Annotated in this window: 18 protein-coding genes; 5 read left to right on the forward strand and 13 right to left on the reverse strand. The window is 69.0% G+C overall.

Going from position 1 to position 23,557, the window contains the following annotated elements; all coding sequences use genetic code 11:
• Positions 1-341: 341 nt before the first annotated feature.
• The 12 genes from ABVF28_RS07530 to ABVF28_RS07585 form a co-directional block, all read right to left on the reverse strand.
• Positions 342-1,586 (reverse strand): amidohydrolase family protein, encoded by a 1,245-nt coding sequence (locus ABVF28_RS07530; protein WP_371030042.1) that lies wholly within the window; start codon positions 1,584-1,586, stop codon positions 342-344.
• Positions 1,583-2,059 carry a GAF domain-containing protein gene (locus ABVF28_RS07535; RefSeq protein WP_371030043.1) on the reverse strand — a complete coding sequence of 159 codons (477 nt, stop codon included), beginning with the start codon at positions 2,057-2,059 and terminating at the stop codon, positions 1,583-1,585. Before ABVF28_RS07535 ends, ABVF28_RS07530 begins: the two co-directional genes overlap by 4 nt.
• The gene (locus tag ABVF28_RS07540) at positions 2,056-3,564 is read right to left on the reverse strand and encodes a helix-turn-helix domain-containing protein (protein WP_371030044.1); all 1,509 of its coding nucleotides are present in this window, start codon (positions 3,562-3,564) and stop codon (positions 2,056-2,058) included. The genes ABVF28_RS07535 and ABVF28_RS07540 overlap by 4 nt, the downstream gene beginning before the upstream one ends.
• Positions 3,561-4,649 carry a DUF917 domain-containing protein gene (locus ABVF28_RS07545; protein ID WP_371030045.1) on the reverse strand — a complete coding sequence of 363 codons (1,089 nt, stop codon included), beginning with the start codon at positions 4,647-4,649 and terminating at the stop codon, positions 3,561-3,563. The genes ABVF28_RS07540 and ABVF28_RS07545 overlap by 4 nt, the downstream gene beginning before the upstream one ends.
• A complete protein-coding gene (locus ABVF28_RS07550; protein ID WP_371030046.1) occupies positions 4,646-5,989 on the reverse strand; it encodes a hypothetical protein in 1,344 nt (447 codons plus the stop codon). The genes ABVF28_RS07545 and ABVF28_RS07550 overlap by 4 nt, the downstream gene beginning before the upstream one ends.
• Before the next feature lie 90 nt (positions 5,990-6,079).
• Positions 6,080-7,075 carry an ABC transporter permease gene (locus tag ABVF28_RS07555; RefSeq protein WP_371030047.1) on the reverse strand — a complete coding sequence of 332 codons (996 nt, stop codon included), beginning with the start codon at positions 7,073-7,075 and terminating at the stop codon, positions 6,080-6,082.
• A gap of 12 nt (positions 7,076-7,087) precedes the next feature.
• A complete protein-coding gene (locus ABVF28_RS07560; RefSeq protein ID WP_371030048.1) occupies positions 7,088-8,590 on the reverse strand; it encodes a sugar ABC transporter ATP-binding protein in 1,503 nt (500 codons plus the stop codon).
• A gap of 75 nt (positions 8,591-8,665) precedes the next feature.
• Positions 8,666-9,670, reverse strand: a complete 1,005-nt coding sequence (locus tag ABVF28_RS07565; RefSeq protein ID WP_371030049.1) for a sugar ABC transporter substrate-binding protein — start codon at positions 9,668-9,670, stop codon at positions 8,666-8,668.
• Between the two features lie 45 nt (positions 9,671-9,715).
• Complete coding sequence (locus ABVF28_RS07570; protein WP_371030050.1) at positions 9,716-11,410, reverse strand: hydantoinase B/oxoprolinase family protein; 1,695 nt, start codon at positions 11,408-11,410, stop codon at positions 9,716-9,718.
• 3 nt (positions 11,411-11,413) lie between these two features.
• Positions 11,414-13,468: a hydantoinase/oxoprolinase family protein gene (locus ABVF28_RS07575; RefSeq protein WP_371030051.1), complete on the reverse strand. Its 2,055-nt coding sequence runs from the start codon at positions 13,466-13,468 to the stop codon at positions 11,414-11,416.
• Positions 13,469-13,745: 277 nt separating this feature from the next.
• Positions 13,746-14,867: an NAD(P)-binding domain-containing protein gene (locus ABVF28_RS07580; protein ID WP_371030052.1), complete on the reverse strand. Its 1,122-nt coding sequence runs from the start codon at positions 14,865-14,867 to the stop codon at positions 13,746-13,748.
• Positions 14,860-15,351, reverse strand: coding sequence for a MarR family winged helix-turn-helix transcriptional regulator (locus ABVF28_RS07585; protein WP_371030053.1), 492 nt, complete (start codon positions 15,349-15,351; stop codon positions 14,860-14,862). The genes ABVF28_RS07580 and ABVF28_RS07585 overlap by 8 nt, the downstream gene beginning before the upstream one ends.
• Before the next feature lie 96 nt (positions 15,352-15,447).
• Here ABVF28_RS07585 and ABVF28_RS07590 point away from each other — a divergent pair, with 96 nt between their 5' ends.
• The 5 genes from ABVF28_RS07590 (at position 15,448) to ABVF28_RS07610 (ending at position 18,774) form a co-directional block, all read left to right on the forward strand.
• On the forward strand, positions 15,448-16,536 hold the full coding sequence (locus ABVF28_RS07590; protein ID WP_371030054.1) for an LLM class flavin-dependent oxidoreductase: 1,089 nt from the start codon (positions 15,448-15,450) through the stop codon (positions 16,534-16,536).
• Positions 16,529-17,299, forward strand: coding sequence for an NADPH-dependent F420 reductase (locus tag ABVF28_RS07595; RefSeq protein WP_371030055.1), 771 nt, complete (start codon positions 16,529-16,531; stop codon positions 17,297-17,299). The genes ABVF28_RS07590 and ABVF28_RS07595 overlap by 8 nt, the downstream gene beginning before the upstream one ends.
• A 96-nt stretch (positions 17,300-17,395) precedes the next feature.
• Positions 17,396-17,578, forward strand: a complete 183-nt coding sequence (locus ABVF28_RS07600) for an antitoxin (RefSeq protein WP_104251373.1) — start codon at positions 17,396-17,398, stop codon at positions 17,576-17,578.
• Positions 17,579-17,794: 216 nt separating this feature from the next.
• Complete coding sequence (locus tag ABVF28_RS07605) at positions 17,795-18,319, forward strand: hypothetical protein (protein ID WP_371030056.1); 525 nt, start codon at positions 17,795-17,797, stop codon at positions 18,317-18,319.
• A gap of 62 nt (positions 18,320-18,381) precedes the next feature.
• Positions 18,382-18,774 (forward strand): hypothetical protein, encoded by a 393-nt coding sequence (locus tag ABVF28_RS07610; RefSeq protein ID WP_371030057.1) that lies wholly within the window; start codon positions 18,382-18,384, stop codon positions 18,772-18,774.
• Between the two features lie 139 nt (positions 18,775-18,913).
• Here ABVF28_RS07610 and ABVF28_RS07615 read toward each other — a convergent pair whose 3' ends face one another.
• Complete coding sequence (locus ABVF28_RS07615) at positions 18,914-23,524, reverse strand: metallophosphoesterase (protein WP_371030058.1); 4,611 nt, start codon at positions 23,522-23,524, stop codon at positions 18,914-18,916.
• Positions 23,525-23,557: the final 33 nt, after the last annotated feature.

Consider the following 23,557-nt stretch of genomic DNA (forward strand, 5'->3'; position numbering starts at 1 on the left):
CACTTCCGCCGGACCCGCCCCCCGGTCGAAGAACGAATCGAGGTCCACCACCAGGTCGACGGATGCACGTTCCGCCGACCCGGTTGGCAGCGCCTGGGAGACACGCCGCGCCCCCGCGCTCGCCGCTAAGCGAAGCTGAGCGGCGTTCCCGGATGCGCTGAAGCCCAGCCCTGTGGAGCACACGACCTCGCCGCCCTCCTCTTCGATTCGAGTCTGACCAAGCCGAGCGGCGAAGCCGTCGATTGATCTGGCACCGAACGACGCACCGGTACCGGCGTCGGGACCGGTTCCCGAACCGATGCCGCTGTCGTCCGCCCAGACCCCGCGCAGCACAACCCGGTTCACTGCGAAGCCGCTGCCGATGCCGACGCCGCGATGGGAACACCGTCCAGCACGACGCGGGGCCGCTGCCGTGACCACAGCAGCTCCGGCGTCTCAAAGGGGTTGCCGTCGAAGATGAGCACGTCGCCGAACGCGCCGGCGCCGATGCGGCCGAGCCGATCCTCTCGGAGCAGGGCCGCGTTGACCGATGTGAGGCTGCGCAGCAGCTCGAGCACGCCCGTGACGTCGCTCTGCAGTCGGAGCCCCTGCAGCTGCTCGCTCTCGAGATCACCCATGAGGTCGGAGCCGAACCCGACGGGCACGCCGGCGTCTCGGGCGAGCTCGATGGCGTGTTTCCCCTGCTCAAGCACCTCCGCGTTCTTGCTCAGTCCGACTTTCGTCATCCCCAACGATCGCCCGTGGCGCGACATCGCGTCATAGGTCACGAGTGTCGGAACGAGGTAGGCTCCCGCCTCGCGCATCGCCTGCGCGGTTGGCGGATCTAACAGGTTGCCGTGCTCGATCGAGCGCACTCCGCCGAGCAGTGCATGCTGGATGGAGTCGGGGGAGTACGCGTGTGCGGCGACGTACGAGCCGCGGCGCCCCGCCTCCTCGGCGACGACCTTGATCTCTTCGAGCGAGTACTGCGGGATCTTGAGCGGATCGGAGGGAGAGGTGACCCCGCCGGAAGCCATGATCTTGATGGCGTGCGCGCCCCCGTGCATCCGAGTTCGAACCGCGCGGCGCAGGGCCTCGACGCCGTCAACGATCTCCAGGCCCGGCCCCGAGTGGAAGCAGAGCGTATCGTCGGCACCGGTCGGGTCGCCGTGCCCGCCGGTCTGGCTCAGGGCCGCACCCGTGTAGTAGTAGCGCGGCGACTCGATGAGCCCCTCTTGGATGCCTCGGTGGAGACCAGCATCGCCGCCCGCGACGTCTCGCACCGTCGTGAATCCGCGGTGCAAGGTGCGCCCGAGCCGCTGCTTCGCGACAAGCGCCACGTAGCTGAGCAGGCGGGTCTCGTTGGTGAGCAGCGTGAGCGAGAGGGCGTACGCGTGCAGGTGTGCGTCGATGAAACCGGGAGTGACCAGGCCGCCCTTCGCGTCGAGCGTCGGCACGTCTCGTGACGCGGCGTCGACGGTCTGCTCGTCCACGATGAGACCGTCCACGATCAGCACGTCCCTGGCCTCGAGTGACTCAGACGTGCCGTCGAAGACGAGTCCGTTGCGGATGCGGAGCGACCCGCCCCGCGTGGTGAAGCGGGTCATCGGGACACCTCGGGGAACGCTTCTGCTCGGGCTGCCGCGACGGCTGCAGTCGCCCGGGCCGTGATGTCGAGCGCCACTTCGACCGAATCGGAAGTCAGGCTCCCTTCGCTGCCGAGGAAGTTGATGGAGCCGATGGTCTCTCCGTCGAGCACCACGGGAGTGTTCACGATCGCACCGCAGCCGAGGCCCTCGATGGTCTCCCAGTCGAAGAAGAACTCGCGCACCGCGTCGCGGTCGGCGCCAAGGAACGCCTGCTGCCCTTCCACGACCTGCGTCTTCCAGAGCGGCGAGGTCTGCGACGGGTCCATGCGCTTGCGGCCGCCGACCGCGTAGGTATCGGGATGCGTCGAGTACAGGCGGGACACCTCCGTGCCGTCCGGCGTGAGAGCGGTCATGGTGACGAGGATGCTCGAGAGCCTCGTCGCCGCCTCCCTGGCGGCATCGGCGAGGGAGAGCTGTGCGGGTGCGGTCATTCGTGGGACTCCGATTCGTGGTTGGTTCGGTCGGTAAGGGGGAGGAGCTGTTGGGGGCTGTCGGCGACAAGCGCTGTGAGGAGCAGGTGCACCGGCAGGATCAGCTCTGGCCGATCAGGGCTGATCCCGAGCTCGGCGGCGCGACGCAGCCGCCCCTGCAGCGTGTTGCGGTGCACCCCGAGCCGCATGGCCGCGGCCGTGCCGGACCCCGCCGCGTCGAGGTAGGCGAGCACGGCTCGCATGACCTCGTCTGCCTGCGGATCCGCGAGAAGGTCCGGGTAGCTGACCTCGGCAAGCGCCAGCGCATCTTCGCGGGGTAGCAACCGGCGAAGCAATGGGACGCCGATGTTCTCGACATCGACGATCTCGCTCCTGCGCGCGAGTCGTGAAGCGAGATGCGCACGCCGCAGCAGCGCCGATTCCTCTCCCGCCGACCCCGATGCGAGGCCCACGGCCAGTTCAAGTCGACGTGCCTCGCCGCCCAGACCGGACAGGAGGCCTTCGAGGCTGCGCCGCAGCTCGGATTCCGCTCGCTCCTGCGGCACGAACGCGAACCAGCCGCCGGATGCGCGGGCCAGAGGCAGCTTGGGGAACGCGGTCCGCCACCGTTGCGAGACGACCGGCGCGAGGCGCGCGGCGGCCAGATCATCGTCGTGTTCGACCCGCAGCACGACCACCGTCAGCGGTGCCCCGTGCCGCGCACGTGCGTCATCGCGGGGGGATCTCACGGTGGCCTCGCGGTCCAGGGAGGGTGCCGCGGGCGTGCCGGCGAGCTCTGCGAAGCTGAGCAGCGGCGCGGCCGCGTCGATGTCGGCGAGCTCTTGAGCCATAAGGAGCGAGTGGATGGTCGCGGCGGCTCTCGCGAGCGCCTGGTCGGCGAACTCCTGCTGGCCGCGTGCAACGAGGGCACGCAGCTCGCAGTCGTACGCTCGGGGGTTCAGCACGCGGCGAACCTCGATGGCGTCCGCCGGCGGTTGTCCGGCGCCGAACAGCTCGATGCCACCCACCACGAGGTGCACCCCTGCGCCTCCGAACTCCAAGGCAAGCGCCTCGAGCGCCCGTTGCGGCGACGTCGATCTGGCGACGCGCGACTGCAGCGCATCCAGTCGGCTCAGCACGCCGGCCTCCAGCGCTCCGAGCTCTCTGGCGAGCGACACCGCCGCTCGGTCGATCGTGGAGCTCGTGGTGAGGAGCGCGACGCCGAAGCGCCTGGCCAGTTCGATGATCGAGTCGGAGAACACCTGCTCGGAGACGATCACGGCGACGGCGTGCCGCTCCCACGCGTAGCGGAGCGCGACCGAGACGACCCAGCCGCCGAGCGCCAGCTCTTCGCCGAGAAGCACGATGCTGTCGGGGCCGACGCCGAGCACGTCGTCGACGTTGGTGATGATGATCACCTCGCGCACTGCCTGCGGGTGCGCGGGCAGGTGATGCGGAGTGAGCTCGTCGCCCGACTGCGAGGCGAGGAGGTCGGTGAGGTTCACACCTCGACGTGGAGCGATCACCGGCGGCCCCTCTCGCCGAGGCCACTGACGGAGTGGGTGGTCATCGGAGCCAGCAGCGACAGCCCGTCTGGCGTGTACCACTGCTCGGCGGCAGGGAACGACACGAGGTCGAGCTTGTTGCCGACCCAGAGATCCTCCAGGCTCGTCACTCCCGCGTCCTCTGGCCTCAGCATCGTGATGATGTCCGGGATGATCGCGTGCACGGCTCCGTCGACGAGCATCATGAGGATCTCGTTCTGAATCTCGAGGCGGATGATCCGCCCCTGCGCCTCGTCCACGAGCGTGACGCTCGACGGCCGGTCGGGGAGGCCGGGCAGGGTGGGGCGGGACAGACCCTCCACGGCGGTGACACGAGCGCGGATGGCCTTCTTCATCCCGAGGAGCCTGGTCAGCTCAGCATGCTTCTCGTGGGTGAACTTCTCTGAGTCCAGGATGCGGCCGATATCGATGAGGCGACTGATGCTGCCGACGACCCCGTGCTGCACGAGTTGCGCCCCCGTGACCGGGTACGAGGCTGTCGCGGCCCAGCCGCCGAGCTCGGCGGCCAGCGCGCGCACGATGCGTTCCGCGCGAGCGGGGGTGAGGACTTCGAGGACGGCGGTCTCGCCCGTCGGGCCCGTGAGCCCGATGGGGCCTGCGTTGAGGCCGGCGAGCGCGAACGTCGTCTGATCGAGCAGCGGGAAGACGCGACCCATGGGGTCGGCATCTACCAGGGGCAGGCCCGTGCGGAGCGCGACGTACAGCGGCACGATGGCGTTGATGCTCGCCGCGGCCAACGGGAAGACGCCTTGGAGCGGCTGGCCGAGGTGCGCGGCGAGGAGCTCTAGTGCCGTCTCGAACTCGTCTCCCACTGGAATCATCTCCGAGGGCATGAGGCCCTTGTTCACGAACCCGAGTGACGCTGACATGGCGTCGCGGTCGAGCTCGTCAGGCGAGACGAGCAGGGGCCTGCGGCCGGTGGCGGACATGGCGGAGAGCGCGAGGTTGCGGTACTGGAGGCTGCCGCCGTGGTCGACGGTGCAGGCGACGAACAGTGCGCCAGTGCAGAGGTGGCGCACGTCGGCCTCAGTCAGCTCTCGCTTCACGCGCCAGCTCCCAGGCTCGGGACGGTGCCGGCGACCGGCGTGCGCGAACCCTCGGGGAGCTGGGAGGCATCGAGCCCCGGCTTCGCTGTCTGGGCGACGCCGCGCACGCGGATGCGCACCATGTGGGTCTCGCCGTATGCGGTGCTGAGCACGCGGGATTCGGCGATGCGCACACCCGCCGGTTCCGCCCCCGCCGCCACGAGGTTGGCGCGAGCGACGGTCTCGCCGTGTTGGAGCGCCCGGTTCATGCCTGCCGTGTCGAGCGCCGTCGTCACGCTGTGGTGCCAGTACGACATGGGTGCGACGGCGGCGCCGACCGCGACGAGGTCCTCGCCGGTGACCGCCGACGGCGCGAGTCCGAAGGGGGCGAGGACCCTCTCGCCGCCCGGCACCAGTACCGTCGCCGTCGGTGTCGCTGAACCGGCGAGGAGGATCTCCGTGAGCGGCACGACTCGGGCCGCGCTCGAGGCGAGGGATGCGCCCCCGGGAAGATCGGTGCGGTTCAGCATCGCCGGCAGACCGTCGATGAGTTCGCCGATCACGACGCCGCCCTCTCTCGCGATCACGATCCACCCTTCCGACCTGCCGACGATCGTCGCTGCGCCGATCAGCGACACCGACGGTTGCGCGCGGAACGAGTGGACCGGGGTGATGGGGAGTCGGCTGAGCGGCGTGCATCCACCGTCGTTGGTCGTGACGAACGCCCGCACGGCGTCGTCAGCGAGCGTCGCGACGGCGTCGGCCAGCCCCGAGGCGAGCAGTTCGGCGCTCGTGAGCAGCAGCGAGTTCACGACCGCGGTGAACTCTCGCGAGAGGAGGCTGTCGCTGGAGAACGAACTCGACTCGACCACGCTCGCGGCTGAGGATCGCGCCCGGAAGGCGGCCGCCGTGCGGCGCTCGTGCTCGGCGTTTACGGGGGAACCGGCGGCGGAGACAACGATCTGCGCCCCGGCCGGCACCCGGTCGACAAGGCGGTGCAGCTCCGCGGTGCTCAGCTCCACGAGCTCGTGGCCGAGCGCGTTGTGGCCGCCTCGCAGCGCCTCGACTCGCACGGGGATGTCCTCGGCCGCCCAGAAGTGCGTGCGCGGTTCGAGCGGGGACCGGGGCTCGATGAGCACCGACGTCACGTTCGCGCTGGCGTCGAGAGCCAGCACCTCGCTCACGTCGAACACCACCGAGGAGATCCGTTCCCCGCCTGCGTCACGCAGCTCGGCGATCGCCGCGGCGACGGAGGCCACGAAGCCGAGCTGCGACCTGGCCCCTGCCGAGAGCACTCGGCCGTCTCCGAGCACTCCGACTGCCGATATTTCGTCTTCGGACACGCGAACGCCGATCCGCATGGTGCCTCCTCGCTCCAGTTCACTGCATCGTGCGCCTGATGACGCCGCCTGCGCCAGCCTTTCGCGCGGACGCGCGGCACGCTGTCGGGTCTATCCTCCCGCCCGTCTCGACTTCCGTGACAACCACGCATCCGCCGCGACCGCGATGAGGATCAGCGCGCCTGTGACGACCTGCTGGTAGGTCGTGTCCCAGCGGAGGAGATTGAAGCCGTTGCCGATGACCGTGAGGATGATCACGCCGACGACCGTGCGCCAGACGGCACCGGCACCGCCCAGGATGCTCGTCCCGCCGATGACGACGGCGGCGATCGCGGTGAGCTCCATCCCCGTTCCGAGTGACGGTTGGGCGGAGCCCGCCCTGGAGGCCAGGACCATGCCGGCGGCGGCCGCGCAGACGCCGTTGATGGCGAACACGGAGATGTGGATGAGCGGGGTCCGAACGCCAGAGAGACGAGCCGCCTCCTCGTTGCCACCGACGGCGTAGATGCGTCGGCCGAACGTGGTGCCCCAGAGGACGAAGCCGAGCACGAGCGCCGCGACCGCGAAAAGGATCGTGCCGCCAGAGATGCCGCCGAACACGGGTGTCGCCCAGACCCGGAAGCCCTCGAGATGCTCGGCCGGAACGGCGAGGATCATGCCGCCCGTGAGCACCACGGCAAGGCCGCGGTAGATGATGCTGATGGCGAGGGAGCCGATGAAGGAGTTCACCCGTGTTGCCACGATCATCGTGCCGGTGAAGGTGCCGAGCAGTGCTCCGACCAGCAGGGCGAGCGCGAAGCCCACCCCGACCCCGAACTGCGAGGTGAAGTAGACGCCCGCGATCGCGGAGACGGCCAGGGTCGCGGAGGAGGAGAGGTCGAAGACGCCAGAGACGATGCAGAGCGTCGCCCCGACAGCGAGCAGTCCTATGACGACGGCCTGGTCGAGGAGGTTCACGATGTTCTGGCCGGTGAGGAACGTCGACGTCGAGAGGCTCAGGTAGACGATGATGGCGAGCAGGCCGCCGAGGATGCCGAAGTCCTTGAGATCGATGCGCTTATGCAGCGGCCGCGTCTCGGCCTCGACGGGCACGGTGTCAGTGGTCACGGTGTTCAACTCCTAGAGAAAAGCGGCGGACATGATGTCCTCGCGGTCGGCGGGACTCGTGAACTCGGCGGCGATGCGGCCGTGGCGCATCACGAGGATCCGATGCGCGAGCGCCATCACCTCTTCGAGCTCGGAGCTCACGACGATGACCGCTGTGCCGGCTGCGGCGAGGTCGAGGATGAGGTTGTGGATGTTGACCTTGGCGCCGATATCGACGCCTCGAGTCGGTTCGTCGATGAGGAACACCTTCGGGGGAGTGATGAGCCACTTCCCGAAGAGCGCCTTCTGCTGGTTGCCACCGGAGAGCGCACCAAGCGGCACGTTGCGTACGGTGCCGCGCACGTCGACGGTCGCGATGACGCGGTCGACCGACTGCCGCTCCGCCCGACGGTGCAGGATCCCGCCCGTCTGCCTGGATGCGAGCGACGGCAGGGCGATGTTCTCGACGGTGTCTCGGCGCAGCACGAGGCCGCTCTCCTTCCGCGACTCGGGAACAAGCGCGAGGCCTCGGTCGATCATCTGGCGGATGCTGTTGCGCTTGACCTCGGATCCGTCGACCTCGATCGTCCCAGCGCTGATCCTGTCGGCACCGAACAGCGCCCGGAGCACCTCTGATCTGCCGCTGCCGACGAGCCCGGCCAGGCCGAGGATCTCGCCCCGTCTGACGTCGAGGGAGATGTCCGTGACTCGAGCGCTGCTCATGCCAGATGCTCGGAGCACAACAGGAGCATCCGCCTGGATGGGTTCCGGAGTTCGCGAGAGCGCGGCGACCTCGCGCCCGACCATGAGCCGCACCAGCGACTCGGTGGAGTGCCCGGCGGCGGGTTCCGTCGTGATCTGCGCCCCGTCTCGCAGCACGGTGATCCGGTCGGCGATACCGAGCACCTCCTCAAGGAAGTGCGACACGATGACGATCGTCGTGCCCCTGGCTGCGAGGGCCCGGAGCACGGCGAGGAGCTGCTCCTTCTCTCCCTCGCCGAGCGCGGCCGTCGGCTCGTCCAAGCAGAGCACTCGGGACCCTCGAGCCAGGGCCTTCAGGATCTCGACCTGCTGCGCCTTGCCGAGCGGGAGCGAACCGACAAGCGCCGACGGGTCGAGGTCGAATCCCGACTCCTCGCAGAGGCGGTCGAACTCCATCCGGTCGGCGGCAGGCGTCGCGAAACCGGCCGCGTTCGCCCAGCGCCCGAGGAAGACGTTCTCGAGCACCGTGCGCCTCGGAAGCAGCGCCAGCTCCTGAGCGATGAGCGAGACGCCGTGTGCGATCGAGTCGCGAGGGCTCGAGAGCCGGATGGGGGTGCCGTCGAAGGTGAGCGTGCCGGCGTCTGCGGGGATCGCGCCGCCCAGGATCTTGAGGAGCGTCGACTTGCCCGCACCGTTCTCGCCGAGGAGACCGTGGATCTCGCCTGGCACGATCTCGAGGGTGACGTCGCGCAGCACGGAGACGCCGTTGTAGGACTTCCCGACTCCGTCGAGTCCGATGGTTGGTGTGCGGGGGAGTACCGCGGTGCTGTCCACAGCTGCTTCCTCTCGTGTCTGCGGTCATCGGGCCTGGGGGCCTGGCGGGGCGTCACGCCCCGCCAGGCAACCGGGTCAGTCGTCGTAGGTCGACTCGAAGCCCTCGAGGTTCTCGGCGGTGCCGATGCCCTTGCCAGGTGCGAGGTCGGCCTCGTTGATGGCGACTTCGACCTCTTCGCCGTTGTGCTTGCCGATGCCGAGCTCAGCGGCCTTGTACCCGTTCGCGTAGTTGTCGAGCGAGTACGTCGCGAACCAGTCGCCGTTCTTGACGGCTTCGATGGCCTGCCTGGATGAGCCGTTGCCGACGAACAGCACATCGCTGTCGGCGCCCGCCGCGAGCTTCGCGCCGCCCACCGCCTGTGCTGAGCCGATGACCACGTCGACGTCCGGGTTGGCTGTGATGATGTCCTGGAACGCGGCCTGGCCGGTGTCCGCCGTGTAGCCGCCCTCGACCTTGGCGACGACGTCAGCGCCGCCCTCGGTGAGGGTGTCGACCACGGCCTGCGTGCGGGCATTGTCGAGGGCGAGGGTGCGGAACCCCTCCATGTACGCGACCTTGCAGGGGTCGGACCCGGCCTCTTCGCACGCGAGGAGCCCCATCTCGCCGAGCTTCTCGCCGTTGGTCACAGCCGGATCGACAATCGAGATGGCGCCCTCGATCTGCGGGTCCACCATCTCGAAGTCCGGCCCCACTGCGGTGAACTCGACGACGACCGTGATCCCTGCCGAGATCGCCGACTCCAGCGGCTGCTGGACCGCGAGGTTGTCGTTCGCCTGGATGATGATGACGTCGAACTGGCCTGTCGTGACGGCGTCGGTGATCTGCTGCGCCTGCAGCTGCCCGTCGAAGTTCGAATCCACGAACTCCGCGGTCGCGCCGAGCTCTTCCGCAGCGGCTTCGACCCCGCCCCACGTGCCCTGTGCGAAAGAGTTGGCGGCCGCGAAGCCGAAGAACCCGATGTTCAGTGTTTCCTCGCCGCCGCTGGCGGTTGCCTCCGGTGCAGCGCCACTGCAGCCGGCGAGAACGGCGACCGAGGCGAGCGCGATGCCCGGGAGGAGGACAGCATTCCTAGTCTTCATGATGAGTGCTCTTTCTCTGGAGGGGAGTGAGTGTCGCTAGGGGGATCAGGATGTTGGCTGGTAGCCGTAGTCGGCTGCGGCTCGTTCTGCCGTGATGAAGCCGTTCTCGACGTCGTAGCGAATGGCCGCAGGGTCACGCTTGCTTGCGTTGCCGTATCCGCCTCCGCCGCCGACGGCGAGGCGCACGACAGTGCCCTTCTTCGCGGGTTCCGCGTTGAGCTTCAGCGTGCGCTTCTCCTCTGCGGTGCCTGGGTTGATGACCACCTCGGGGCCCGTGGCGCCGCTGCCCTCGAAGAGCCCCCACGCGGGAGTCTTCGAACGCTCGAACCAGAGGCCGAAGACGCCGTCGGCGAGGAACTCGTACTCGCGCACGACGCCGTTGCCGCCGCGCCACTGGCCAGCTCCGCCGGAGTCGGGACGGATAGAGTACTCGCGGATGCGGAACGGCCACTTGGTCTCGACCATCTCGATGGGGAAGTCCTGCAGCGAGCCGTTGACGTTGTTGATGAGCGCCGACTCGCCGTCCGCACCGTTCCACGCACCCCAGCCGCCGAGGGTCGCCTCCATGGAGACCCACTCGCGCCCGACGCGCGGGTCGAATCCGGCACTCGTTAGGATCATCGAGTCACCGTGGCTGGCCGCAGCGACCCGATCCGGGAGTGCTGGTGCCAACGCGCGGGACACCATGTCGATGAGCATTCCGAGGTGGGAGAAGTACCACTGGCAGGCGGCGGGGGCGACTGCCCCGAGCACGGAACCCTCTCGCACCTTGACGGTCAGCGGGCGGAACGAACCGCCGTTGGAGTTGCTCTCCGGGCTGACGAGGATCTTGTAACCGACCCGCAGCGCCGAGATCGTCTGCGCGACCCCGCAGTTCACCGGCCCCTCGGTCTGGTCAGCCGACTCGGTGACATCGAACTCGATCTGGTTGCCTGACACCGTCACGACGAGCTTGATCGGGATCGGCACGTCCAGGTTGATGCCGTCGTTGTCGAGCACGCCCTCAGCCGAGTAGACGCCGTCCGGGATATCCCGCACCCGCTCGAGCTCCAGCGCCTCGGTCTGGCGGAAGATCTCGTCGCGCGCCGTCTCGATGACGTCGATCCCATACTTGCGAACCAGTTCCTGCATCCGCACAGCACCCATCCGGAGGGCCGCCACCATCGCGTGCATGTCGCCGATGGTCTGATAGGGGAAGCGGGTGTTCGTCTGGATGAGTTCGACGACGTCGGTCTCGACGCCGGCCGACATCAGCTTCACCGGCCCCATACGGAAGCCCTCCTGGAAGATGCTCGTCGAATCCATCGAGGCCCCGACATCCTTGCCGCCCACGTCCATCCAGTGCGCGCGGGTGGCCGAGAACCCGACGAGGCCACCGTCGACGAAGACCGGCGCGAAGATCGTGACGTCGTTGAGGTGCGTGCCGCCGATGTACGAGTCGTTGAGGATCCAGACGTCGTCCTCCTGCCAGACGTCGCGCCCGTACTTCTCCTCGACCGCTCTCGAGCACGTCTCGATGTTGCCGAGGAAGAGGGGGAGCCCCGCGGACTGACCGAGCACCGCGTGGTTCTTGTCGAGGAGAGCGACCACGCAGTCACCGCCCTCGTAGATGATCATCGAGTAGGCCGAGCGGATGAGCGTGGCGTTCATGTCCTCGGCTGCGCTCGTGAGGGCGTTGCGGATGATCTCCACGGTGACCGGGTCGACCGTGACGGGAGCGAAGGTTGTGGTGGAACTCATGGTTCAGTCCTCACTTTCGATGTCGAGGTTGGTGATGATGAGTGAGCCGTGCGCGTCGACGGAGACCTCGAAGCCCGGGGGAACCACGGTTGTGGCCGTCGCCTCGATGACGATCGCCGGGCCGGTGAAGGTGTGACCTGCGAGGAGCTCGTCGCGCTCCGTGACGAGGGTGTCGAGTTCCTGCCCGTCGAAGATGACCCTCCTGGTCTCATGGGTGAAGGACGGCGATTCGGCTTCGCCGATGTAGTAGGTGGATGCGCCCTTCAGGCGACCCACGACCCGGGTGCGTAGGGTCACGATCTCGAGTGGGGCACCGAGCGTCGAGTGCCCGTACCTTGCCTCGTACGCCTCAGCGAAGCGCTCGCCGAGTGAGGTGAGGAACCCTTCCGTCAGGGGCTCGTCGGCCGACTCGAGGGGGATCGTGAGGAAGTACTCCTGCCCGACGTAGCGGACGTCGACGGCGTGCTCCGCGTGCCGGTCATCGGCCGGGATGCCCTCGCTCTCGAGCGAGTGCAGGGCCATCGATTCCACCTCGCGCAGCACCCGCGACATGTCCGTCGCGTCGACGTCCTCGTCGAGGAAGTAATACGGCTCCGTGAAGTCTCGACGGATATCGCCCTGCAGCATGCCCCACGCCGAGAAGGCGCCGGGGAAGCGAGGCACGACGGTCTCCCGGATGCCCAGCTCCTTCGCGAGGAAGACCGCGTGCATGGGGCCGGCGCCGCCGAACGCCACGAGCGAGAAGTCGCGGGGCTCGATGCCGCGAGAGATGGTGATGGTGCGGATGGCCTGCGCCATCTGCGAGTTCGCGACGTTGCAGATGCCCTCTGCCATCTCGACGACGCTGAGGCCCAGCTCGCCGCCGACGGATTCGAGCGCAGCGTTCGCCGCGTCCCGGTCGAGGTTCATCTGCCCACCTGCGAAGTTCTTCGCATCCACTCGCCCGAGGACGAAGTTGGCGTCGGTCACGGTCGGCTCGGTGCCGCCACGGCCGTAGCACGCGGGTCCCGGCTGCGCGCCAGCCGAGCGCGGCCCGACTCGAAGGCCGCCAGCCTCCACCCAGGCCACCGAGCCGCCGCCCGCGCCGATGGTGTGGATGTTGACGATGCTCATGAGCATCGGGAGGCCCTCAAGGGTCGCCTCCGTCGAGACATCCGGAACCCCGTCGACGACGAGCGAGACGTCGAAGGAGGTGCCGCCCATGTCGACGCCGATGAGGTTCTTGTTGCCAACGATCTTCGCGAGGGCCTCGCCGCCGATGGCACCGCCGACCGGACCGGAGAGGAGCGTCTGCAGGGGCCGTTCGCGGGCGGAGTTCGCCGTGAGGACACCACCGGACGACTGCATGATGTGGAGGGGAGCCTCGACACCGCGGTCGCTGAGCTTCTCCTCGAGATCGACGAGGTAGTTGCGCACCACGGGGCCCGTGTACGCCTCGATCACGGCCGATGAGGTGCGCTCGTACTCGCGCCACTCCTTGGCCGCTTCATGTGAGAGGGCCACGGTGAAGTCGGCACCGAGCACCTCGCGGATGATCTCGCGGGTCCGGAGCTCGTGGGCCGCGTTGCGGTAGCTGAAGAGGTAGGCGACGGCGACGGCGCCGTAGCCCTCCGCCTTCGCACGCTCGGCCGCGCTACGCACGGCGGCTTCGTCGAGCGGCTGGAGTTCGGTGCCGTCGTACTGGAAGCGGCCGACGATGCCGACGACATCCTTGCGCTCGACGAGGGGTTCTGGCTTGTGGTACTGCGCGTCGTAGAGGCGAGTGCGTGGTCCGCGGGCGATGTGGTAGACGTCCTCGACACCCTGCGTTGCGAGGAGCAGCACCCGTACACCGCGTCGCTCGAGGAACGCATTGAGCCCCTGGGTCGTGCCGTGGACGAGGAAGTCGATGTCGGTGAGATCGCCGACGATCGATTCGAGGCCGCTGAGCACGCCCGTGCTCAGCTGGCCAGGTGTGGTTGAGGATTTCGTTGCGCTGAACTCGCCGGTTTCCTCGTCGAACCGGACAATGTCAGTGAATGTTCCGCCGATGTCCATGGACACCCTGTAGCTGGTCATGTAGTGCGCCTTCCGCTGCGTGCGTCTGATTAGTTGAGAACTCTAGAAACGCGGAAGCGGGGGGCGAGTGCAGATCGTCACCGATGTGCTGCAGGTGGTGTGCATGGTGCACTTCTGGCTGATGTTGAGCAGCGGGTCGTGGGTGGTCACCCGCCGAAATATGCCGGATGCGCGCTCGCCGACCACGGTGCACGCGGCATGTTTCGAGTGTGTAAGAACCTCGAAATCGGGCGTGCGCGACGCCAGCGGGGTGCCGAACGGGTTGTGGAGACTGGAGCTAGGGCTGGAGCGACTTGAGGCGGCTGGGCGGTTCCAGCTTCTCGATCGCTCGCACCGCATCCCGCCCGGCCCGGTTCGCGCCGACCGTCGACTGCGACGGCCCGAACCCGATGAGGTGGATGCGTGGCTCGTCGGCGACCTGCGTGCCCCGAATCGTGATGCCGCCGCGCTCGTTGCGCAGCCCCAGTGGGTCGAGGTGCGCGAGGTCGGCGCGGAACCCAGTCGCCCAGAGGATCGCGTCCACCGGGGTGAGGGTGCCGTCGGCCTCGCGCACCCCGTCCGGCTCGATCGCGGTGAACATGGGCCGCCGCTGGAGCGCCCCGCGGTCGCGCGCGGCGATCGCGTACGGCGACCAGCCGAGGCCCGTGTAGGAGACGACGCTGCTCGCCGGCTCGCCCGCCTCGACGTCGGCGATGACCTTCGCGATCGTGGTCCGCCCCTCGACCTCCGGGTTGAAGCCGCCCTCCAGGAACACCGGTTCGCGCCGCGTGTACCAGAACGTCTGGGCCGTGCGCGAGATCTCCTCCAGCTGCTGCACGGCTGAGATGCCGCCGCCCACGACCGCGACGCGCGCGCCCGCGAACTCCTCCGCCGACACGTAGTCACGCGTGTGCAGCTGCCGCCCGAGAAAGGAATCCTGGCCCGGGATGCGCGGCAGCAGCGGGTTGTTCCAGGTGCCGGTCGCGTTGATGATCGCGCCGGCACGCCATGGCCCAGCCGCATCGGTGTGCACGAGCAGCTCACCGCGGGGGTCTGCATCGACGCGCGAGACGTCGAGCACCCGAACCGGCCGCAGGATGGGCAGCGGATGCGCCCGCTCGAACGCAGCGAAGTACCGAGGCACCGCATTCCGACTCGGCTCATCGTCACTGCCGGGCGTGCGCGCGAACGTCGGCAGGTCGAAGATGCCGTTCACGGTCGCCATCGTCAGCGACTCCCAGCGGTGCTGCCACGCGCCACCCGGCTCGGGGTTCGCGTCGAGCATCACGAAGGTGCGTTCGGCCCCCGGCTCGTCCAGGGCACTCACGAAGCCCCGCCGCTGCAGGTGGAACCCCGCCGAGAGCCCGGCCTGCCCGGCACCGATCACCACGACCGTCGCGAAGCGGGCGTTGTCAGCCAAGATCGGACCCGCCCTCCGACTCGTCGAGTCCCAGGTGCCCGCGCAGCGCATCCGTCAGCGCCTCGACCTGAGCGAGCTGCTCGGGGGAGAGGGCGTCGAGGAACAGCTCCTGCACGGCCTTGAGGTGCGGGACCGAGCCGCGGCGGAAGGCTGTCGCCCCTTCTTCGGTGAGGCTGACCACCGACCCGCGCGTGTCCTCGGGGCACGGGTCGCGGCGCAGCAGCCCGCGCTTCTCCATGCGGCCGAGCTGATGCGAGAGGCGGCTGCGCTCCCAGCCGACCGACGCCGCGAGCTCGGAGGAGCGCAGTGAGCGCCCCGGCGCCTCGCGCAAGGCGAGCAGCACACCATAGTCGCCCGTCGACAGCGCGGACTCGCTCTGCATGCGGCTCGCGAGGCGGGAGTTGAGCACGCCCGTCGTCTCGATGAACCCGCGCCAGACGCGCAGCTCCTCGGCGCTGATCTGCGTTCTCGGCGATGCGTTCATGAGGCCTCCAGAGTTCGGAATGCCTCCATCATGCCACGTAGTTGACATATCAACTACCCTGACGCATGATTGACGCGTCAACTACTTGGAGGACCCATGAGCACGCAGCAGGGAACGCAGATGAGCGCAGTGGACGCAGGCCGGTTCCCGTTCGAGATCGGCCTCAACTCGTTCGGCGACGTGCCGAACGTCAACGGCACGCCCCTGTCGGATGCCGAGACGGTTCGCCTCCTCGTCGACGAGGCCCGACTCGCCGAGCAGGTCGGCCTCGACGTCTTCAGCATCGGCGAGCACTACCGCGAGGGCTTCGTCGACTCCGCGACCCCCGTCATCCTGGCCGGCATCGCGACCGCGACCGAGCGCATCCGCCTCGGCTCTGCCGTCACCGTGCTCAGCACCAACGACCCCGTTCGCCTCTACAACGAGTTCTCCACCCTCGACGCGCTCTCGAACGGGCGCGCGCAGATGGTCGTGGGCCGCGCATCCCAGACCCAGTCGTTCCCGCTCTTCGGCTACGACATCGCCGACTACGAGCAGCTCTTCGAAGAGAAGCTCGACCTCTTCATGCAGCTGCAGCGCAGCGACTCGGTCACCTGGTCGGGCAGCGTGCGCGCGCCGCTCGTGAACCAGACGCTGCACCCCACCATGCGCCCCGGCGGCATCCCCACCTGGGTGGGCGTCGGCGGCAGCCCGGACTCGGTCGTGCGCGCCGCCCGCTACGGCCTGCCGCTCATGCTCGCCATCATCGGCGGGCAGCCCGAGCGCTTCGCCGGCCACGTCGACCTCTACTACCGGGCGCTCGAGAAGTTCGGGATGCCCGCGAACCGGGTCGGCCAGCACGCCCTGGGCCTCGTCGCGGAGACGGATGAGGAAGCCGCCGAGACCTGGTGGGAGTCGTGGAAGCCCATGGTCGAGATGATGGGGAAGGAGCGCGGCTTCTACCCGCCAACCAAGGAGCGCTACCTCATGGAGCTCGAATCCGGCGCCCTCTTCGTCGGCTCGCCCGACACGGTCGCCGCGAAGATCGCGCGCATGGTGGAAGCCCTGCGCATCAGCCGCTTCGACCTCAAGTACGACGTCATCGGCCTGCCGACGGACGCACGCGCCCAGACCATCAGCCTGCTCGGCACCGAAGTCGCACCCCGAGTGCGCCGACTGCTCGCGAAGGAGTCCATCAATGTTTAAGGCCCAGCTCGACCCGAACCGCCCCAGTGAGGCCCTGCCGACGATCGGTATCCTCGGCGCAGGCAAGGTCGGCACCGTGCTGGCCCGCCTCCTCATCGGCAGCGGCTACCGGGTACTCATCTCGGGTTCCGGGGCGCCGAGCAAGATCGACCTCATCATCGACGTCCTCGTGCCGGGCGCGACCACGGGCACGAGCGCTGAGGTGGCGGCCGCGGCCGACGTCGTCATCCTGGCCCTGCCCCTCGGCAAGGCGCTCCCGCTCGGCGCGCGCGAGACGCTCCCGCTCGACGAGCTGCGGGGCAAGCTCGTCATCGACGCGATGAACTACTGGTGGGAGATCGACGGCGTGCGCGACGACCTCAACGACCCGACCGTGGCGACGAGCGAGCTCGTGCAGCGGCTCCTCTCCGACTCGCACGTCGTGAAGGCGTTCAACCACATGGGCTACCACGACCTCGACGAGGGGCCGAGGCCGACCGGTGCCCCCGGCAGGCGGGGGATCGGCATCGCGGGTGATGACGATGCCGACCTCGCGGCAGCGGCAGCGCTCGTGGATGCGGCCGGCTTCGACCCCGTGCGCGTCGGCACCCTGCACGAGAGCTTCCTGCTGCAGCCGGGCAGCGAGCTCTTCGGCGCGAACTTCCCCGCCGACGAGGTTCGTGCCGCCGCCGCGCGCTTCCCGACCACCGAACGCGGCCTCGAGCTCGCCGCGCAGCGGGCCGAGAACGACCGGACGGTACCAGCGGACACCGTGCGAGTCTGACCGCACGTCAAGCTCCCGCACACCCCGCATCCACGTGCGGATGCTCAACTCGATGCAACGCAATCGCGTTGATCCGACGAAGCGAAGGAGACCACCATGGTGTTCGAGAACATCGGCGACAAGGCAGCCCAGGCAGCGAACAGCGAGCAGGGCGAGCAGCTCACCGACCACGCCTTCGACGCGGCCGGCGACCACGCGGAGACCGCGATCGGCAACCAGCACGACGAGCACATCCAGAAGATGCGCGACGGCGCTGACGCGGCAGTCGGCAACGAGTGACGACGAGCCACTAGCTCGCGCGACAGCACAGGAAAGGCCCGCCACCGGCGGGCCTTTCCTGTGTCCGGGCCGCTTCCTGAACGAAGCATCCATGATCCTGGGTGTCCCGTGAATCCATTTGACTGACCCCAGACCCAGCCTCATAGGGTCGAAGACGTCGGGCCACAACCGGCACTCACGCAACATGCACTCGATGAGCACACTCACGGAGGAAACATGAAGCTGAAGAACACCGTCACCCTGGCCACATCCATCGTCGTCGCTGGAGCACTCGGCGTCGCAGGCAGCACCGCCGCGAACGCCGCCCAAGCACCCATCACCGTCGCAGCCACCGCCGCCGACAGCGGGGGCTACTCGCAAGAGGCATTCGCCGCAGAAGTCGAATACACCGCCTCCCTGAGTGCTGAGGAGCAGGACGCTCGCGTCCAGCAGCTCATGGCAGAGGCGAGCGCCGAAGCAGAGGCCGTCGAAGGCCGCGCCGCGCTGCCACTCATCCCGTTCGCGGTCGTCGCGGCCTGCATCGGCTCCGCCGGATACGGCGCCTACTCGACGTACAAGTCCGGCGACCCCGTCGACTTCATCGCGCAGACCGTGATCGGCTGCATCCCCTTCGGTGCCGCAGCCAAGCCCGTCGTCGTGACCCTCATCAACGCCAACAAGCCGCTCGTCATCTCCGGCCTCAAGGCGCTCGGCCTCGGCGCGAACTCCGCCATCATCCTGGCCCTCGGCGGCGACAGCTGAGGCAGGTGAGCTGAGAACGCGTCCACGTCCGCAGGCGACAACCACGAACAGGAGTCCCACTCATGAGCAGCAGCACTGAGCAGCGAGACGGCAGTCGACTGGCCGTCACGGCGTCAGCGGTCTTCTTCGGCGGCACCGCCGCCGCATCCACCGTGCACAGCACGGCAGGGTGGGCGGATGCGCTCCTCGCGGGTCCGGTCGTGCTCGCGCTGATCCTGCTCGCCGCGACAGCGTGGGTGGCGCGATCCCGTCCGGCCGCCGCCAGCCGCCGCGCATCCGCGACCTACCTCGGCGTCGCCCTCGTGGCCAGCATCGGGATCGCGGTCGTGCTCGCGCTCACGGGCGCCGAAGCTGGCCTCCTGCTCTACGCGCTGCCGCTCGGCTCGGCCCTGCAGCTCGCGCAGCTGGCACGCTCACTCACCGAGGGCCGGGCAAGCCGACCCGTGAACGGCTGACGGGCGCGCAGCGGCACGTCGCACGCCCCGAACGACAGACTGCGGGCGGTGGAACAGAGGTTCCACCGCCCGCAGTCTGTTGTAGTCTCCGCGCCAGCTCGTCGCTGTCAGCGAGACGCTGTCAGCGAGACGCTGTCTGCTAGGTGTTGCCTGCGCGACCTCGCCGGATGAGCGTGAGTGCGGCGCCTCCTGCGAGGAGCGCGAGCGCCCCGAGGACCCAGGCCAGCGTCGATCCGTCGGCGCCCGTCGCAGCGAGCTCGTCGCCAGCGGCTTCGGATGCATCCGGGCCGTGCGCCTCACCCGTGCCGTCAGCCTCACCAGAGCCATCAGGGGAGTCGCTCTGCTCAGGATCCGATGGTCCCTCCGTCTCGGAGGGGCCTCCCGGAGCAGACGTCTCACCTGGTTCACCTGGCACGCCGGGCTCGCTCGGCCCCGGCGTCTCTCCGGGCCCCGTCGCTTCGATGACCGTCAGCTCGGACACCCGCGACAGGCTCACCGCACCGAACGGGTCCGCGGTGCGCACGTACCAGCCGAGCTCGCCGAGGGGCGCATCCGCCCAGCTGGCCGTGAGGGTGGTGCCGCTCGCCACGTCCTGGAACGACGCGATCTCGTCGCCCGTGAGGATCTCCGCGGCGAAGGAATCCGTGCCGAGCGTCCGCTCGCCGGGTTCGATCCCCAGGTCCGCGTAGGCAAGCTCGAACTCCTGCGGCGCATCCGCGAGGCTCGGGTCGTCCGAGTTGTGCACATCCAGCGACGGCGAGTAGGTGCGCACGATCATGCGCTCGCCCTCGTTGTCGAAGTGCATGAGGCGCAGGAAGCCGAGGCCGCCCTCCGGCAGGCCCTGGTAGTCGAAGAGCATCGAGTGCACCTTGCGGTCCGGGGTTCCGTCGCCGTTGTCGTCGAACTCGTCGACCCGCGTGAACGCGTCGTGGTAGTGCCCCGAGATGACCATCTTGACGTTCGGGTTCGGCGCGACGACCTCATCCATGACGCGCTGGGGGATCTCACCGAGACCGCCGGTCGTCAGCATGAACTCGTGCTGCGCGATCACCGCGACCCGGTCGGGGTGCTCGGCGAGCACCTCGTTCATCCACGCGATGCTGTCGTCGTTCGGCAGCCATCCCGTGTAGAGCATGAGGAAGTCGATGCCGCCAGCCGACACCAGGTCGAAGTGGCCGCGGTTGTCCTCGTAGGAGCCGCCGTACCAGGGTTTGCCCGCGAAGCGCTCCTCGCCGAAGTACTCGCCGTAGTACGAGTAGTCCTCGAGGTCGTTGCCCACGTCGTGGTTCCCGGCCAGCACGCCGTACGGCAGGCCGGCGTCGTCGAGGCGCTGGTACTCGGGGTCGGCGTTCTCCCACTGGTAGCGCTGGTCGTAGTCGTCGATGATGTCGCCCGTGTGGAACAGGTACTGCAGGTTCAGCTCCTCGCGCTGCTCCAGCAGGTAGGAGTGCATCGCCTGCTGGTGCTTGTACGGCTCGCCCTCCATCGTGTTCTCGTTGTAGTACTGCGTGTCCGACTCCCAGGCGAGCGTGAAGTCGTACTCCGAGCGGGGCGTGTCCGCCTCGTTGTTGGGGGTCACGGGCGTCGTGCGGTCGCTGAGGTTCTCTCCGGCGAAGCCCTCCGAGTGCTGCACGAGCACCTGCACGCTCCCGTCGCGGGCGTACGAGGCCGCAGCCACGGTGCCTTCGAGGGAGATCTTCTCGTCGTCGGCGGATGCGGTGTGCCGGGTCACCTCGTCCCAGCCGCTCCCGTCCACTCGCAGGGCGGAGAGGATGACGGTGCCGTCGGCGTTCGCGGTGCCGTCCCAGCTGACGCGCACCTGCGCATCCTGCTCGCCGTCCCGCAGCGCGACGTCGAAGAGCTGATACGGGAACTCGGCGTTCGAGGTCACCTCGGCGGTCAGGCCATCGACGCTCGCGAGCTGCTCGAGGGACTGCCCGGTCGGGATGCTCGTCGGGTCGCGGTCGACGCTGGCCGCGTCGTTCACGGTTCCAGCTGCCGTCGTGACGCCGCCATCAGCGAGGTCCGCCCGGCGACCCTCGAGGAACGTCACGTCGAGCGCGTCACCGGTCGGGTCCTCGACCTTGGCCTGCAGCTCCACGCCGCCCGCCTCGACCTCGGCTCCCTCGGCTGGCCAGATCGACGACGAGGAGGGGTGCTCCTCGGGGGTCGTGAACCCGGTGCGCCACGTCTCGGCGTTGCCGAGCGCATCCGTCGCCGTCACCTCGACCTCGTGGCCGCCCGCGGGCAGCGTCACCGAGGAGGTGGTGTGCGGCAGCTCGATCGGCGCGCCGTCGAGGGTCGCGGTGACCTCGCGGACCCCGGACCCGGCGTCGCTCACCTGGGCGTCGATGACGAACTCGCCCTGGTACTCGCCGCCGTCGCGGAGCTCGGAGGAGACGGTGGGGGCGGTGTTGTCGACCAGCACCTGCCTGGTCACGCTGTCGGTGCCGTCGGTGCCGTCGGTGCCGTCGGTCGCCGAGATCTCGACCGGGCCATCCGCCGTGCTCGTCGTGTCCCACTGCGTCGAGGCCGCGGCGAACGCGTCGTCCGGCAGGGCGAAGCGCGCGTCGTAGAAGTCGTACTTCCCGGCGCTGTCGCCCATGGCCAGGCGCAGAGCTGGGTCGTCGTAGCCGATGGGGCGCAGGGTGCGGCCGTCGGGCAGCACGAGGCGCAGGTCCCAGACCGTGAAGTCGTCGTTGTTCTCGGCCTCGTCGATTTCCGGCGCCTTCTTCGAGCCGGCCCAGATGCTCACCACGAGCTCGTCGCCGAGCTTCGTGTACTCGAGCGGCACGGGCGTGACGATGGTCTCCGACCCCTCGTAGATGCCCTGGTCGAAGATCGTGAGCACGTCGTCGCCCACTCGCACGCCGTTCTTGAAGTAGTAGTCGACCCCGGTCGCCTCGAAGGCGAAGACGGGAGCCCCCTCAAGCGACGGCGACGTCTGCTGCCGCTGCCCGCCGATCGACAGCTCGATCGGGCTCGGGTACTGGTCACCCGCGGCGGCGATCGTCGTGGTGCCGCCCACGTACTGGCCTTCGTCGACGTTCAACCGCACGGGGGCCGAGCTCGCGCCGGCCACCTGCACCCGCCGCGGCTCCGTGACGACACGGTTGGTGCCGTCCGAGACCGTGACCGTGTACTCGTACCAGCTCTTGCCCGTCAGGTCGGCGACGTTCACCGAGGTCGTGAACATGCCGTCGCCCGCGTCCGTCAGGTTCAGCTGCACCGGGGTCGCGTCGACGTCGTTGCGGAGCTCGACGGCGACGGTGCGCAGCTGCGTCTCGTCGCTCGCCGCGAAGCGCAGCTCGAAGTCGGCGGCCGGGTCGATCTCGGCCGCGGTGCGGTCCTCGATGGTGGGCGGCGTCGCATCCGCCGGCACGATCGTGAGCCCGGCCGGCACCTGGTCGGCCTGCACCGAGCCCGGGGTCGCCGGGGCGAGGCCGAGCAGGTCCTGCTTCGTGAGGTCCGCGGCCGACGTCGTGTAGCGGATGCCCTGATCCGCCTGCGTGTCATCGGTGCCGGGGGTCACGTTGTAGAACGCCTGGTTGACGGTGTGCCCCGTGTTGGTGGCGATCTCCATGCCGCGGGCTCCGCTGTTCGCCATGCCGCCGGAGAAGACCTCGACGAGGTTCTCGCCGAGCGTCAGCTCGGTGCCGAACGTGGCGTTGAACTCGGCATCGCCGAGGTCGTCGTTCTGGCCGTTCTTCACCCACAGCACGAGGGTCTCGCCGGCGGGGATGCTGACCTCCGCCGGGGTCGCGGGCCAGAGCGCGGACGTGCCGCTGTCCGGGTACAGGTAGGTGAGGGCATAGTCGCCGAAGCCGATCGCCTCGCTCGACGCGTTGTACACCTCGATGAACTCGTAGCCGTCGCCCGTGCCGACGTTGCTCGAGTCGGGGAGCAGCTCGGTGATCTGCAGCGGCGACGTCACGACGCTCGCGTCCGGCTGCGGGTCGAAGCCCGGTTCTGGTGGGAGCGTGGGCGTCGGCTCCGTGGGTGTCGGCTCGGTGGGTTCCGGCTCGGCGGGTTCCTCCTCGCCGTCCTCGGGCGCGCCGGGCTGGAGCGCTTCCGGCACGACCACGCCGGGGGAGCGCTCGGCCTGCTGCCCGAAGACGTCGAGGCTCAGCTTCGAGGCTTCCTCAGGCACCCGGAAGTGCACGGCGAGGTCCTCGCCCATGGAGTCCTTGGGTGCGTGCGACCACGAGGTCAGCGCCTCGCCGCGGAGCACGCGGATGCCGCGGTCGCCACCGTTCGCCATGCCGGCCTGGCCGGTCACGCGCGCGACCTGGACGCCCGCATCCACCCCGTGGTGGTCGCGGAACTCGTCGACGGTGCGGGCCGACGAGTCGACGGCCCCGTTCGCGCTCGTGTAGCTGAGCCAGAGCACGGCGGTCTCGCCTGGCGCGAGGACAAGCGGCTCCTCGACGCTGAGGGGGACGTCTCGCGACCGGTCGTCCGAGTCGACGTACGAGTACGCGAACGAGTAGCCCTCGGCCGCGAGGTCGACGGGGGCCGCCGACGTGTTGTGCACTTCGAAGTACTCGAAGTTGTCATCGCCGACGTTGTTCGCGACGATCTCGGTGACGATGATGGCGGACTGGCCCGCGTCTGCGGGCGACGAGACGGGCGCCGCTGGCAGCCGGCCTGAGACGGCGGCGGACGCGGCGGGGGCCATCGTGAGGACGGCGGCCGCGACGCAGGCGGTGGTCAGCGCCGCGAGCGGGGCCCTGACGTGGTGGCGTGGCATGGGGGAATGCACCTCCGGGAGCATGTGGGGGAC

The organism is Pseudoclavibacter sp. JSM 162008 (assembly GCF_041366455.1).
Taxonomy (GTDB): domain Bacteria; phylum Actinomycetota; class Actinomycetes; order Actinomycetales; family Microbacteriaceae; genus Pseudoclavibacter.